10 protein-coding genes and 1 tRNA gene are annotated in these 14209 nt (G+C 38.0%); 9 read left to right on the top strand and 2 right to left on the bottom strand.

Going from position 1 to position 14209, the window contains the following annotated elements; all coding sequences use genetic code 11:
* Window positions 1-13: 13 nt before the first annotated feature.
* From sppA to HEQ28_RS01375, 5 genes are all read left to right on the top strand, one after another.
* The gene (gene sppA / locus HEQ28_RS01395) at window positions 14-1780 is read left to right on the top strand and encodes a signal peptide peptidase SppA (protein WP_434503410.1); all 1767 of its coding nucleotides are present in this window, start codon (window positions 14-16) and stop codon (window positions 1778-1780) included.
* Window positions 1781-1785: 5 nt separating this feature from the next.
* On the top strand, window positions 1786-2964 hold the full coding sequence (lpxK, locus tag HEQ28_RS01390) for a tetraacyldisaccharide 4'-kinase (protein WP_434503409.1): 1179 nt from the start codon (window positions 1786-1788) through the stop codon (window positions 2962-2964).
* On the top strand, window positions 2846-3655 hold the full coding sequence (locus tag HEQ28_RS01385; RefSeq protein ID WP_434503408.1) for a purine-nucleoside phosphorylase: 810 nt from the start codon (window positions 2846-2848) through the stop codon (window positions 3653-3655). Before lpxK ends, HEQ28_RS01385 begins: the two co-directional genes overlap by 119 nt.
* Before the next feature lie 37 nt (window positions 3656-3692).
* The gene (gene thiL, locus HEQ28_RS01380; protein WP_434503407.1) at window positions 3693-4811 is read left to right on the top strand and encodes a thiamine-phosphate kinase; all 1119 of its coding nucleotides are present in this window, start codon (window positions 3693-3695) and stop codon (window positions 4809-4811) included.
* Between the two features lie 378 nt (window positions 4812-5189).
* Window positions 5190-5648 carry a hypothetical protein gene (locus tag HEQ28_RS01375; RefSeq protein WP_434503406.1) on the top strand — a complete coding sequence of 153 codons (459 nt, stop codon included), beginning with the start codon at window positions 5190-5192 and terminating at the stop codon, window positions 5646-5648.
* Between the two features lie 86 nt (window positions 5649-5734).
* Here the strand turns inward: HEQ28_RS01375 and HEQ28_RS01370 are convergent, their stop codons facing one another.
* Entirely contained in the window at window positions 5735-6898 is a 1164-nt protein-coding gene (locus tag HEQ28_RS01370) for a PDDEXK nuclease domain-containing protein (protein WP_434503405.1), read from the bottom strand.
* 709 nt (window positions 6899-7607) lie between these two features.
* Between HEQ28_RS01370 and HEQ28_RS01365 the strand changes: the two genes are divergently transcribed.
* The 4 genes from HEQ28_RS01365 (at window position 7608) to HEQ28_RS01350 (ending at window position 12887) form a co-directional block, all read left to right on the top strand.
* On the top strand, window positions 7608-8897 hold the full coding sequence (locus HEQ28_RS01365) for an AAA family ATPase (protein WP_434503404.1): 1290 nt from the start codon (window positions 7608-7610) through the stop codon (window positions 8895-8897).
* A 2-nt stretch (window positions 8898-8899) separates the two neighbouring features.
* Complete coding sequence (locus HEQ28_RS01360) at window positions 8900-9628, top strand: RloB family protein (protein ID WP_434503403.1); 729 nt, start codon at window positions 8900-8902, stop codon at window positions 9626-9628.
* A gap of 1630 nt (window positions 9629-11258) precedes the next feature.
* A tRNA-Phe gene (locus tag HEQ28_RS01355) sits at window positions 11259-11331 on the top strand.
* Window positions 11332-11483: 152 nt separating this feature from the next.
* The gene (locus HEQ28_RS01350) at window positions 11484-12887 is read left to right on the top strand and encodes a glycoside hydrolase family 28 protein (protein ID WP_434503402.1); all 1404 of its coding nucleotides are present in this window, start codon (window positions 11484-11486) and stop codon (window positions 12885-12887) included.
* Here HEQ28_RS01350 and HEQ28_RS01345 read toward each other — a convergent pair.
* Window positions 12884-14131, bottom strand: a complete 1248-nt coding sequence (locus HEQ28_RS01345; RefSeq protein WP_434503401.1) for a D-alanyl-D-alanine carboxypeptidase/D-alanyl-D-alanine-endopeptidase — start codon at window positions 14129-14131, stop codon at window positions 12884-12886. The genes HEQ28_RS01350 and HEQ28_RS01345 overlap by 4 nt on opposite strands.
* Between the last annotated feature and the right edge of the window lie 78 nt (window positions 14132-14209).

Here is a 14209-nt window from a genome sequence, read left to right as displayed (position 1 = left end):
AAAAATAAAACGTATGAAAGATTTCTTTAAAAACGTCTTTGCTACTATGCTAGGCATATTTCTCTTTGGAGTTGTAATGTCTTTCTTTGGAATATTGTGTATTATTGGTATCGGTGTTGCTTCTAGTGCCACGAATGACATAAAAGACAACTCTGTATTGGTCTTAAAACTTGACGGTCAGATGACAGAACAGTCTGAAGACAACATAATGAACAATATCAACGGTATATCAGGACTGAGTTTTGAAAATACTGTGAAAGCTATTCGTAAGGCTAAAGACGATAAGAATATCAAAGGTATATACATTGAGGCTGGACAACTTGGTGCTGATTTGGCACAAGCTGAAGAAATACAGAATACGCTACTTGACTTCAGGAAATCTGGAAAATGGATTGTTGCCTACGGAGAACAATTCAGCACATTGAGTTATTATATATCTTCTGCTGCTGACAAAGTTTACATGAACAAAGAAGGCATGGTAAACTGGATTGGTATCGGTGGCGAAAAGGTTTACTACAAGAATCTTTTGGCTAAATTCGGAATTAAATTTGTTACGACTAAAGTTGGTAAATACAAGAGTGCTGTCGAGACTCTTACTGCTGATAACATGAGCGCTGCTGACCGCGAACAGACAGAAAGATATCTTAATGGATGGTGGAGCACTATCCTGAACACCGTTTCAAAAAACAGAGATATAAGCAAAGACTCTCTTAATGCTTATGCCGACAGAGCTATTATGCTTGAAGACGCAGAAAACATTGTAAAATACAAGATGGTTGATGGCTTGATGTATAACGATGAGGTGAAATCAAAAATCAAGAAGATGCTGTCTATTGACCAAGACGAAACTGTCAATCAGGTTAGCGTAGACGACATGGCTGGAAGCGATGATATTGCAACAGGTAAACACATTGCGGTATATTATGCTTATGGTGACATCGTTGACGAGGCTTCACCTCAAAGCGTTTTCAGCAACGGACATCAGATTGTAGGCAAAGATATGTGTAAGGATCTGGAAGACCTTGCAAACGATGATAATGTAGAGGCTGTTGTCATACGTATCAATTCAGGTGGTGGCTCAGCTTATGCTTCTGAACAGATCTGGCATCAGATTGCTGAACTCAAGAAAGTTAAGCCTGTAGTAGTTTCCATGAGTGGCGCTGCTGCATCCGGAGGATATTATATCAGCAGCGATGCAAACTGGATTGTTGCCGACCCATCTACAATTACTGGTAGCATTGGTATCTTCGGTATGTTTGAAGATATGAGCGAATTATACACTAAGAAGCTCGGAATAAGCTATGCTGAAGTAAAGACCAATCGCAATTCTGTTTTTGGAGCAAGTGGTCATCCATTCACACCAGAACAGTTGGGACTATTGCAGAATAATGTAAATCATGGATACATGATTTTCAAGAAAAGAGTTGCTGAAGGCAGACACATGACTTTAGATCAAGTTGAAAAGATTGCACAAGGTAGAGTTTGGCTTGGCGAAGATGCTGTAAAGATTAAACTTGTCGACGAGTTAGGCGGACTTGACAAAGCTGTTGCTAAAGCTGCCAAACTAGCAAAGGATGATGATTATAAGACATCTTCTTATCCTGCACCAAAAAGTATTTTCGAACAAATATTAAATACAGAACAAAACGATTATAATAATCTGGACGAACATTTGCAGATGTTGCTTGGCGAATATTATGAGCCATTTAAAATCGTTAGCGATTTTGAACACATGGACAAAGTTCAGGCACGCCTGCCATATATCATCAAGATTAAATAATTATTATGAGAACTGAAGGAGATTTTATTCACATATATGATTGGTTGTTGCCACTTAGTTGGCTCTATGGAATAGGAGTCGGCTTTCGCAATAAACTATTTGAAATCGGAGTGCTAAAACAACACTCCTATGATATACCGGTTATATCAGTTGGCAACATCACTGTTGGAGGATCTGGTAAGACACCTCATGTGGAATATCTGATAAGACTTCTTCAAGAAGAGGCTAAAATTGCTGTTCTTTCACGAGGCTACAAAAGAAAGACACATGGATACATCTTGGCTGACGAAAACAGTACGATGAAAGATATTGGCGATGAACCATTTCAGATGAAGAAGAAATTTTCTGGCATAAATGTTGCAGTTGACCATAAGAGAACAAGAGGTATAGAGAATATCATCAATGATCGTAAGGATACAGATGTAATATTGCTTGATGATGCTTTTCAGCACAGATATGTTAAACCTGGTATCAACATTCTTCTAGTAGACTATCATCGACTCATCATCTATGACAAGTTGTTGCCTGCTGGAAGACTACGTGAACCATTATCAGGAAAGAACCGTGCCGACATCGTTATCATCACGAAGTGCCCAAAAGACTTGAAGCCTATGGAATTCAGAGTCCTGACAAAGTCTATGGACCTTTATCCATACCAAAGTCTGTTCTTCTCTACAATTGACTATGATACGCTGTATCCATTATTCAATAAAGAAGAAAATAAAATCACGAAGCAGCAGTTGAAAGGTAAAAATGTACTGCTTGTTTCAGGAATAGCTTCACCAAAGCAGATAATTATCGACATTAAAAAATATGTCACAAGCATAACTCCTTTGTCTTTTGCCGATCACCATCAGTTTTCGTCAAAAGATGCAGAAAGAATAAATCAAGCTTTCGCAAACATCAAGGGAAACAAGATTATTATAACAACGGAAAAAGATGCAACCCGACTTGAAGATATCGAGGGACTTGACGATGACGTGAAAAGTCATATTTATGTTCTACCTATCAAAGTAAGGTTCATGCTCAACCAAGAAAATGTTTTTAATGATAAAATCATAGACTATGTACGAAAAAATTCAAGAAACAGCATCCTGGCTAAAGGAAAGGATGACAACAAGTCCAAAGACAGCGATAATTCTGGGAACAGGCCTGGGACAATTAGCTTCAGAAATAACCGATAGTTACGAATTCCCATATAGTGAGATTCCTAATTTCCCTGTTTCTACCGTTGAGGGCCATGCAGGCAAACTGATATTCGGTAAACTTGGTGGCAAAGACATCATGGCTATGGAGGGACGTTTCCATTTCTATGAGGGCTACAACATGAAAGAAGTAACCTTCCCTGAGCGTGTAATGTTTGAATTGGGTATCGAAACTCTTTTCGTAAGCAACGCATCTGGAGGTATGAATCCTGATTTCAAGATTGGCGACCTCATGGTTATCAACGATCATATCAATTTCTTCCCTGAGCATCCTCTTCACGGAAAGAACTTCCCTACTGGTCCACGTTTCCCTGATATGCACGAGGCTTACGACCATACTCTTATTGAGCTAGCTAACGAGATTGCAAAGGAGAAAGATATTCGCCTTATGCATGGTGTTTACATGGGAGTTCAGGGACCTACTTTCGAGACTCCTGCTGAATACAGAATGTACCACTTGCTTGGTGCCGATGCAGTTGGTATGAGTACAGTTCCTGAGGTTATCGTTGCGCATCACTGTGGCATAAAGGTATTTGGTATCAGCATCATCACCGACCTTGGAGGCTTCGACGTTCCAGTAGAGGTTAGTCACGAGGATGTACAGAAAGCAGCCAATGCAGCACAGCCAAAGATGACTGAGATTATGCGTGAGATGATTCGTCGCTCATAACACTACAATTATAATATTATTGAACTAAGAATATTAAATGACTGAGATTTCTAAACTTGGAGAGTTCGGACTTATTCACCGACTCACCAAAGATATAGAACCAAAGAATACAAGTACAAAGTATGGCGTAGGTGATGACTGCGCCGTACTTCATTATCCCCAAAAGGAAGTTCTTGTCACTAGCGACATGCTAATGGAGGGAATACATTTCGATTTAACATATATCGATATGCGCACTCTTGGCTATAAGTCTGCTATGGTAAACATCAGCGACATATTCGCCATGAACGGAACTCCTCATCAAATTTTGGTGAGCATTGCTATTGGAAAAAGATTCAAAGTAGAAGACCTAGACGAATTCTATGCCGGACTACGTGAAGCATGCGCAAAATGGGACATTGATGTAGTTGGTGGTGACACCACTTCATCTAGAACAGGTCTCGCCATCAGCATCACTTGTATTGGTGAAGCTGCTAGTGAGGATGTCGTTTACAGAAACGGAGCCAAAGAGACTGACCTCATTTGCGTTTCAGGTGATCTTGGTGCATCCTACATGGGACTTCAGATTCTCGAAAGAGAAAAAGCTGTATACTATTCACAAATTGAAGAGTATAATAAAAAGGTACGCGAAGCACAAGCAGCTAACGACAAGGCAAAACTTGCTGCTCTAAGAGCACAGAGACAAACCGTAGAAGACTTCCAACCTGACTTTGCTGGAAAGGAATATCTTCTCGACAGACAACTTAAGCCAGAAGCACGTGGCGACATTGTGGACGAATTGCGCAAAGCAAATATCAAACCTACTGCAATGATTGATATTTCTGACGGACTTAGCAGCGAACTTCTTCATATCTGTAACCAAAGTCATTGCGGTTGTCGTGTATATGAAAAAGAAATACCTATCGACTACCAAACTGCGGTTGCTGCCGAACAGTTCAACATGAACCTCACTACCTGTGCATTAAATGGTGGTGAAGATTATGAACTACTATTCACGGTTCCTATCGGAGATCACGAGAAGATTAAGAATATCAAAGGCATACGCCAGATAGGCTACATCACTAAAGAAAGTCTAGGATGCATGCTAGCTACTCGTGACGACAATGAATTCCAGCTAGAGGCACAAGGATGGAATCCTATTCGTGACGAAAAATAGTATTATATGATATAAATAAAAGACTTACATATTTCTCCCGCTGATTTCACTGATTCACGCAGATATATTTTCTCTGCGTTACTCTGTGAAATCAGCGGGAGTCTTGTATAATTCCCTTTCATGTATCTGTATTATCAGCAAAAACAGACTATTCTCCCGCAGATCTCGCAAATTCTCGCAGAGAACAACATTTACTGTAATCTGCATGAGACTTATTATTCCCTCTATTACGCAGGTAACTTACAATAAACATTTCTGATATCTATCAATGATCCAATCAATCATTTGAATTTTGATGTAAAATATCATTAAACTTGCATTTACGTAAAAATGTATTTATCTTTGTCGTATATTATCAATATAACAAATAATACTATTATGGAAAATACATTTAATACTATTTCTATTATCCTCGCAATATGGGGAATATTGGAGATTGTCTTATTCTTCAAAGTTTGGAAAATGACAAATGATGTTGAGAAACTAAAAAACAAGTTTGTTGATTGCAATGACTCTGGAGAAAGTGAAATATTTATTAATATGGATATTATAAGTTCAGTTAGAGCACTTTATTATCTTAATAAGAAAGAAGAGGCTTACGAGCTTTTGAATAAGTATCTATATTATGAAATGACATACTTCGCGAATTTTACCATTCATAAAGACGAAAACGGAAAAGAATATGTTTTCATTGATCGTGTCAGTTATTACGTTGAAGAATTGATAAATAATGCTTATCTAAAAACTCTACCATTATACAAAGCATTAGATAAGGAGATTCCTGATAACTTAGCTCCATTTGATTATGAAGAGTATTTGAAATTCAGCAAAAGATGACATTTAGATATACAAAATAATCCGACAGTTCAATGAACTGTCGGATTATTTTTATTTATCATTATTAACCTATTTATCTTCCATAATCACAACAATTTCTTAAGTTCATCCATATCAGGCAACGCCTTACGCAAATCTTCGGGCATATCGGCTGCTGTTGTGTAAGTAGCAACACCCATAGGTTTGTCAAAGTCTTGAATGATGTATTCCACATATTCACGTTTGGCACTCTTGCATAAAACGATACCTATTGATGGATTCTCATGGCTTTTCTTCACGTGATCATCAAGTATTCGTAAGTATGCTGTGAGTTGTCCAAGATAACTTGGCTTGAATGTCCCCACTTTGAGCTCCACGCATACTATAGCATTCAACTCTCTGTTGAAGAAGAGTAAATCGGAAAAATGTTCTACACCATACACTTCAAGGTGATATTGATTTCCAATGAAGGCAAAGTCATTACCAAATGTCATAATGAAACGTTTTATATTCTGAACAATCTGTTGCTCTACCACACGTTCATCAATATCTTCATTGTCTCGTACCCCAATCTCTTCCACATTTATAAAGTCAAGAGCATATTCATCTTTGAACATCATAACAGCCTTTCTTGCTTCCTTCGCTGAGATTTTGGCTGTTGTGAAGTTATTCGGTATCTGCTGTTGATTGTGATACGCATCCTCCTTGAATAAGCGTTTTAAGGCTTCTACAGACAAATATTCATTGGCACATCTGTGTATGTAATAGTACCGCTCATTGATATTGTCAATCTTTTCGATTATGCGTATATGATGAGTGAAAGGTGTATGCAGAAAGTCTTCAACGGGGAAAGATACGGTGTCAGGAAATGACAGCGAGTGATAAATATCAATACTTTCGATAGCATCCGGCAAATCGACAATCGCAATTGTCGATTTTGTGTTTGTGGTTTCGACATTCGTGATTGTCGATTTATCAAGCATACTCCACTGCTCATAGAACTTTCGCATATTCTTAAGACTATTGGCAGAGAAGCCTCTTAACCCAGGTAGAATCTTTCTTAATCGTTCACTTATAGCTTCAAGCGCACCTGTCCCCCAAGCTCCGCCCTTGCGTGAATTAATCGAAACGTATTTACCTACACCAAAGTACACAGCAAGCTGCACGCGGTTTTCATCTTTGAGAGCCTCATACTGACCTTGTAGAATTGCCGTTTTAATAATCTCGGCTGCTTGGTTATAATCCGATGGTATTATTTGGTTTTGTTCCATGCTACAAAATTAGTAATTTAAATTCATTTATTGCCAAAATATGCAAAAAATCAATGTATCATGTTGATTTAACAAACAGATATTTAAAACCGTAAAACTGTAGTATTCTCCCAACTACAATACAAAATAAGACAACTCTCCCATTACTGCATTTTCTCTGCGTAAATCTGCGTTATCTGCGAGAGAATAATCACGCTAGCGTACTCAAGCTATTGCACAAAGAAACCCCAATGTCTCTCGCAGATTACGCTGATAATCGCAGACAAACCTCAATAACCACACGAACAACAAACTGTCTTTCTCTGCGAAATAATGCAGCTTGCTGCGTTCCTCTGCGACCTCTGCGTTATCTGCGAGAGAATATGCCGTTCAAGTTGAGACAATAAGTCTGCGGGAGATAATGTAACTCATGCTGTTTGCAGTTTGTCTGCGGGAATCTGCGTAATCTGCGGGAGAATAGACCGGTCACCCAAATGCACGCTACTGCATTTCTATTAAGAAGTAGCAAAGTAGGATAAGCAAAAGAAATGCTACTATAGTGACAAGTTGTATATTGATTATTTTTCGTGTTTTGATATCATTTACAGCTAAATAAACATAATATTTGAGAGTTTTTCTCATTTTACGTATCAAACTAACAACTTATTACGTATATTTGCAGTAATATTTGAGAATAAAATACAATAATTAAACTAACATATTAAATAATATGGCTACATTGCTTCGTTTTACAATAGAAAACTTTCGCTCTATCGCAGAGAGGAAGACAATGGTTTTCACTCCTACGTCAATAAAGGATGAGCCATTTTCTAACATCGTAAATGATGATAATGGCAACTACCTACGCACTACAGCCATTTATGGTGCAAATTCAAGTGGTAAAAGTAATGTTATTCTAGGTATCGCTAAAATGGCACATCTTGTACAGTCATCAATAAAAATGAACGACAAGGAAGAGCTTTCTTATGAGCCTTTTCTGCTTAACAAAGCGAATACTAATAAACCAACACTATACGAGGCTGAGTTCGTAACGAATGGCATCCATTACCGTTACGGCTTCTCAAACACGGCACAAGAGATATGTGAAGAATGGCTTATTCGTAAAGAGAAGTCTGGCAAAGAAAGTAATATATTCATTCGTACGCTTGAAGGCATTGGAGTGAATAATAAACTATTTCCAGAAGGTAAAGACCTTGAGGAAAGAACAAATAACAACCGATTATTTATTTCTCTAGTTGGACAGTTAGGGGGAAAAATATCTAACTCAATCATTGATTTTTTCCAAAAAGGTATTAATGTATTATCTGGGCTTGATACTAACTCCTACAAATCTTTTACTAAATTGTATTTGAATAAAGACTTGCCAGGATGTAACGATATGAAAAATTTCTTTAAAAGAGCACAACTTGGTTTCAAAGATGTTGTTTCAATGGATCACGATTTTGACGTTCATGATCTTCCAAAAGATATACCAAATGAACTTAGAGAAGAACTTATTAAGGATTTAATTGGAAAGAAGCAAATAAAGATTTTCTCTTCACATGGAATATATGATGAAGATGGAATAATGGTTGGTACTCAAAATTTTGAGTTCGATGAAATGGAATCTGCAGGTACTCGTAAACTATTCGATATGGCTGGTCCTATTTTCGATACGTTGAACTCAGGTACAGTACTTGTCATTGATGAACTCGATGCCAAGATGCATCCACTAATTTCATTGGAATTGGTATCACTGTTCAATGACCCAGCCCGCAATAAAAATTGCGCTCAGCTTATTTTCTCAACACATGACACCAACCTTCTATCAAGTCACCTTCTACGTCGCGATCAAATATGGTTCACTGAGAAAGATTCTCAGGAACGTACAGATATTTACAATATGATGCAGATTGTGTTGCCAGATGGTACTAAACCACGTGGCGATGGAAATATAGGGCGCAACTATATCAATGGCCGTTATGGAGGTATACCTTATATCATTCCTTACACAGAATAATTATGGCAAAGAAATTAAACATATCATCGCTTCAACCAAAAATCATCATGGAACCAGTGGCGAATGATGACAAAAGGTATGTCCGATGCCGAATTCTGATTGTATGTGAAGGAGAAAAAACTGAACCAAATTATTTTCGTTCATTCAGTATGATGGCTAATTCTAGTGGTTTAGTCTATGAAATAAATACTGCTGGCGGTGGAATTAATACCATTCAGGTGGTTGATAAAGCAATTCAGTTAAAAGCACAAGCTGACAAGGTTGGCACCCCCTACGACTCAGTTTGGGTAGTATTCGATCGTGATGATTTTAAACCTACAGACTTTGATAATGCCATCAAAAAGGCTACTAAAAACAAAATTGGATGTGCATGGAGTAATGAAGCATTTGAACTTTGGTACGTTTACCATTTTGATGATCGTTCCACCCCAATGAATCGTAATGATTATAAGGATATAATCACAAAACGTGTACGTGATACTGGTTATCGTAAAGGTAATAAGGAATATACTTATCTTAAAAACGATATAAAGATGCGCGCTATACTCAGTGCTTGTCATTGTGATGAACATGTTGCTATCAAACGTGCAGAACGTCAATCGAAAATCTTTAATAATCAGAGATTCCATGATCACAACCCTTGTACAATGGTATATAAGCTTGTAAGACTGTTAATCGGTGAGGATAAAGATTTTATAAAGCAGATAAAGTCTGAGCTTGAAAAGAAGTAGAATTTAAAATAGACTTCAATATAAATCCATCTTTACGGCATTGTTTATATCAATAATACTTTGCACCACTCTCCCACTTTTGTGTTTTTCTTTGCGAGAATCTGGATTATCTGCGGGAACACAAACAATAATCATCTGCGGGGAATCTATAAAAACAGCAAAAGGGATGTGCGTTAGCACATCCTTTGTTGTTATCCTGCAACCCATACCGTGCAGCTAAGTTGCGCTGTGATTAACCATATTAAGTTGGTTATGATTTTATTACTGTACGCTAAAAGTTTAGAAACTAGATTTATTGGTGACGATTTGAATTTTGTATATTTTCGGGGGCTCCCCCCTGCGTTTTTCGTATTTTTTAGCTACGGAGCTACGGAATCTCTCGCAAAGCCTTTAAACAAAGGGGTTGACGGAACGTAGCTAAGTCAATTTAGCTACGTGAGCTACGTATTAGCTACGTTATCCTATTCTGCATATATAATGTACGCGTCTTCACGCGCGCACCTAGGGTTTTGAAAAATATAAGTGTCGAAGTGTCAACTTAATGAATACCAGTATTTTATCGACGAATTAGACTAAATAAGGTGACGGTGATCTGGCTGTCAAAATTCAAGTTTAGCATGCGTTTCTATATAGAAACGGAAACGTTTGAACGTAGAAACGCAAACGTTTCTACGACGTTTTACCTCCTATTGCTTCGTAAAACGCAATGCATTTCATCGTAAAAAGGATTGCAAAACATCGCAAAACGCAACGAAAAACTTCGTAAAGCGTGATGCAATATGATGGAAATCTTCACCCATATTTTACCGACAAATAACCGACACTTCATTCGACCCGAAAAGTATTCTAACGGATTGATGCTCAATGAATAGACACTTCGACACTTGTTTTTATGAAAAGCCCAGAGTGTGCACATGTGTGAGCGCGTGTATAATGATGTGTAACACTCCTGTGATTAAAACTTTGGCTAACAGTCTAACCTAAATCTGATTGCATGGACAAAAATTTTGCAGTATCTTTGCAAAGAATTCAGCGGAATTCGGCAGAACATCTAAACAAGCTTGAAAATTCTGTTCTCGTTTAATGCATCAATTTACCCATCCTCAGTTCCTCAGATACAGCAAACGATTCTTTGACAAATTCACTTATAGAATATATTCCATCCTTAAAACATCATAAGTTGACGTAGCTAGAACGTAGCTTAACGTAGCTAAATCCTCAAAACTACGTATCGTCAATCCCTTTGTTTATAAGCCTTGCCAAAGATACCGTAGCTTCGTAGCTAAATAACAAGAAAATACACAGGGAGGTACCCTAAATATACAAAATTCAACTCGTCACAGAGAAATATAGGCTCAATCTTTTATTATATAATACGCTGCACTAAAGATTAATCGTTTAAAGTGAACACTAGTGATACTTTTATAATAGATAAAGCTGTAGTAACTTTACGTTAGTAATGAGTCTATGCAGTAACGTTACTTTGTTTCCCTACTATTTTCATTCATTATGAATAAAATAGATTAATCCACGTAATCGTTAATAAATATTAATCTAAAGAATTTTTCTAATACGCTATTCTTTTATTTACAATTTAATTCATACCTTTGCACCCGCAATTAAGCAACAAGGTGCCATAGCTCAGTTGGTAGAGCAAAGGACTGAAAATCCTTGTGTCCCCGGTTCGATTCCTGGTGGTACCACAAAAAGCTCGATACAATCTTTTGTATCGAGCTTTTTTGTTGTCTGTTTGTTATTATCTCTTAAAAGATAATATCCTACAGCATAATAACATTTGTTTTATACTATATTTGCATTATCATTTTTACAATAAACAAACTTAATAATAAAACAAATGAAAAAATACATCTTATTCGGGCTTTCTCTAATCATCAGTATGACTGCTTTTGCAGGAAACAACTATGCAAAATACTATCAGGGATTGCCAAAGCCGATGCCTGAAGTCGTTGCCCCTACTATTCCCGACAACAATGTTTCAATTACAGAATGTGGAGGCGTTGGTGACGGAATAACAATGAATACCATTGCATTTCAAAAAGCAATAAGTAAGTTAAATAAACTTGGAGGAGGACATCTTAATGTTCCTGCTGGAATATATCTCACAGGATTGATTTCTCTTAAAGATAATATCGACCTGCATATTGAATGTAATGCCATGATACTGCTTTCACCTGATAAGAAAGATCATTTCAAGACGGAAGACGGAGCGACAGACAACAAACCTACTCCTGGTATCAACGCAAGCAATCGCAAGAACATATCAATAACAGGTGAAGGCACTATAGACGGTAATGGTAAATGGTGGAGAGCCGTGAAGCGTTCAAAGGTTAGTGATGCTGAATGGAATCAATTCAAGCTACTAGGTGGAACTATTTCTGCCAATGGAGAACTATGGTATCCATATAACTTAAAAAACTTCGACAACATTGCAAACTCTGCCGAAGCACAAGAGAACATGCGCACTCACCTTATAAGACTTACATCATGCGAGAATGTACTTATTCAAGGCGTGACGATACAGAACTCACCTAAATTCCATATTGTTCCTCAAAGATGCAATAACATGATTATAGACGGAGTAACTGTACGCTGTCCCTGGAATGCTCAGAATGGGGATGGAATAGACGTTGGCAACTGCAGCAACGTGCTTATCGTAAACAGCACTATTGATGCTGGCGATGACGGTATATGCATGAAAGGTGGTGCTGGAAAGGCTGGACTTGAAAACGGCCCATGCGAGAACATCAATATACAGGATAACAAGGTGTATCATGCACATGGAGGATTTGTAATAGGCAGTGAATTTTCTGGTGGAATGAAGAACATCTTTGTGAACAACAATACTTTCAGCGGAACAGACACAGGACTTCGCTTCAAGAGTGCCATAGGACGTGGAGGAATCACTGAAAGCATTTATATCAGCAACATCTATATGAGTGATATAAAAGACGACGCAATAGTTTTTGAAACCACCTATTTTGATAATCACGTAGGTGCCAAAAAGCAGGGTATGGCAGCAGCTATGGATTTTGTGCCTAACTTTAAAGACATTCACATATCAAATGTTATATGCCGTGACGCAAGAAACGGAATAACAGCTCATGGTGAGAAGGGAATGATTCACGACATCACTATTGCCAATTCTACTATCTTCTACACCAACAAGGCAAAAGATATTGACGCTGATTGTGACATCAAGCTTGACAACGTCAAACTTGTCACATATCCCACACGTTAATCCTTATTCTTATTCACGAGTGCTTCGCAAAGACGTTTCTGTAGCACTCGTGCATCAAGCACTGACATTTCGCTGTCTACAATAGAGAAAGCCAGCAAGTGCCCATTTCCACCCGTGCAATATCCTGCAAGTGAACTGATGCCATAAGGATGTGAAAGAGTTCCTGTCTTGCCATGTACAAGTCCACGCAACTTAGGGCTATTCATCTCACTGCGCAATGTGCCGTCGACTCCTGATATAGATAGTTCACGCATCAACACTTTATGAATAGGTTTGTGGATATATCCATAACGCAATACAGCAACAAGTACAGCCGGAGAAAGATGATTGTGAATACACAATCCGCATCCGTCGTGGACAACAATCGCCTTATTAGTCTGTTTCAGTTCTTGTTTGAGGAACTTTTTAAGATATTCCACACCTACAACAGTAGGAACGCCCTTTGGATTGATGTGGTGACCGATAGTATATAATAATGATGTAGCCTGAGTATTTGAACTGTTCTTCCACATACGTCTGATTACTGGTTCTACAGGACGACGGAAACGGAAAAGACACTTTGAACCTTTCGGAACTTTAGCAAGGACAACCTGACTATCTGCCAAATGAATGCCTTGCTTCAGCAATGCTGCCTTCAATGCCTTCATCACCTTTGGAGAACCTTTATAGAACAAACCATATTTAGAGAACGACAAATCCCAAGGATACCAATGTTGCTCGCTCTTTACAGGATCTTTTAAGACGAGGTCGACAACAAGTTTGCCGTCAACTTTCTTAATACCCTGCTTCGCCAACTGCTTTGTAAACATCGCCAAATCAGGTTCGTTAAGTTGTGGATCCAGTCCACACTTAAAAGCAATATCGCCATGAAGCGTACCATTATCTATTTTTCCTCTGGTATAAAGAGACGTGGCATACATATAATGAGTACCCAACAAATGAAGTCCTGCTACACCGCTAAGCAATTTAAGGCATGACGCAACAGGTAATGTCTTGTTTTCATCATATCCATAAACAGGCTTATCAGCTGTAAGGTCATAAACAGAGAAAGCAAAGTTACCCTTTGTTCTTGGTTTTGTAGCAAACTCATTCAATTTACTACGCAAATCCTTGTCTACAGGTATATCCTTTGCCTGGACAGTATTTTCCTTTGCCTTTTTATGATCACCACCCTTGCATCCTGCGAAAAGAGCCACAGCAAGAGCTAAAACTATATACTTATTGAACTTATTTATCGGTTTCATTTTCCTTATCATTTATGACATGCAAAGTTAATCAAATCTTTTTAAACGGGCATTTACAACGCATGTAAAATTAGGACA

Origin of the sequence: Prevotella sp. (genome assembly GCF_051059605.1) — a bacterium.
In the GTDB taxonomy this organism is placed as follows: domain Bacteria; phylum Bacteroidota; class Bacteroidia; order Bacteroidales; family Bacteroidaceae; genus Prevotella.
This window is presented reverse-complemented; position numbering and strand designations above follow the sequence as displayed.

What these genes read in the sequence shown, in the direction of transcription:
- sppA (WP_434503410.1), top strand. Translation starts at nt 14, where the DNA reads ATGAAAGATTTCTTTAAAAACGTCTTTGCTACTATGCTAGGCATATTT.
- lpxK (WP_434503409.1), top strand. Translation starts at nt 1,786, where the DNA reads ATGAGAACTGAAGGAGATTTTATTCACATATATGATTGGTTGTTGCCA.
- HEQ28_RS01385 (WP_434503408.1), top strand. Translation starts at nt 2,846, where the DNA reads ATGTACGAAAAAATTCAAGAAACAGCATCCTGGCTAAAGGAAAGGATG.
- thiL (WP_434503407.1), top strand. Translation starts at nt 3,693, where the DNA reads ATGACTGAGATTTCTAAACTTGGAGAGTTCGGACTTATTCACCGACTC.
- HEQ28_RS01375 (WP_434503406.1), top strand. Translation starts at nt 5,190, where the DNA reads ATGGAAAATACATTTAATACTATTTCTATTATCCTCGCAATATGGGGA.
- HEQ28_RS01370 (WP_434503405.1), bottom strand. Translation starts at nt 6,898, where the DNA reads ATGGAACAAAACCAAATAATACCATCGGATTATAACCAAGCAGCCGAG.
- HEQ28_RS01365 (WP_434503404.1), top strand. Translation starts at nt 7,608, where the DNA reads ATGGCTACATTGCTTCGTTTTACAATAGAAAACTTTCGCTCTATCGCA.
- HEQ28_RS01360 (WP_434503403.1), top strand. Translation starts at nt 8,900, where the DNA reads ATGGCAAAGAAATTAAACATATCATCGCTTCAACCAAAAATCATCATG.
- HEQ28_RS01350 (WP_434503402.1), top strand. Translation starts at nt 11,484, where the DNA reads ATGAAAAAATACATCTTATTCGGGCTTTCTCTAATCATCAGTATGACT.
- HEQ28_RS01345 (WP_434503401.1), bottom strand. Translation starts at nt 14,131, where the DNA reads ATGAAACCGATAAATAAGTTCAATAAGTATATAGTTTTAGCTCTTGCT.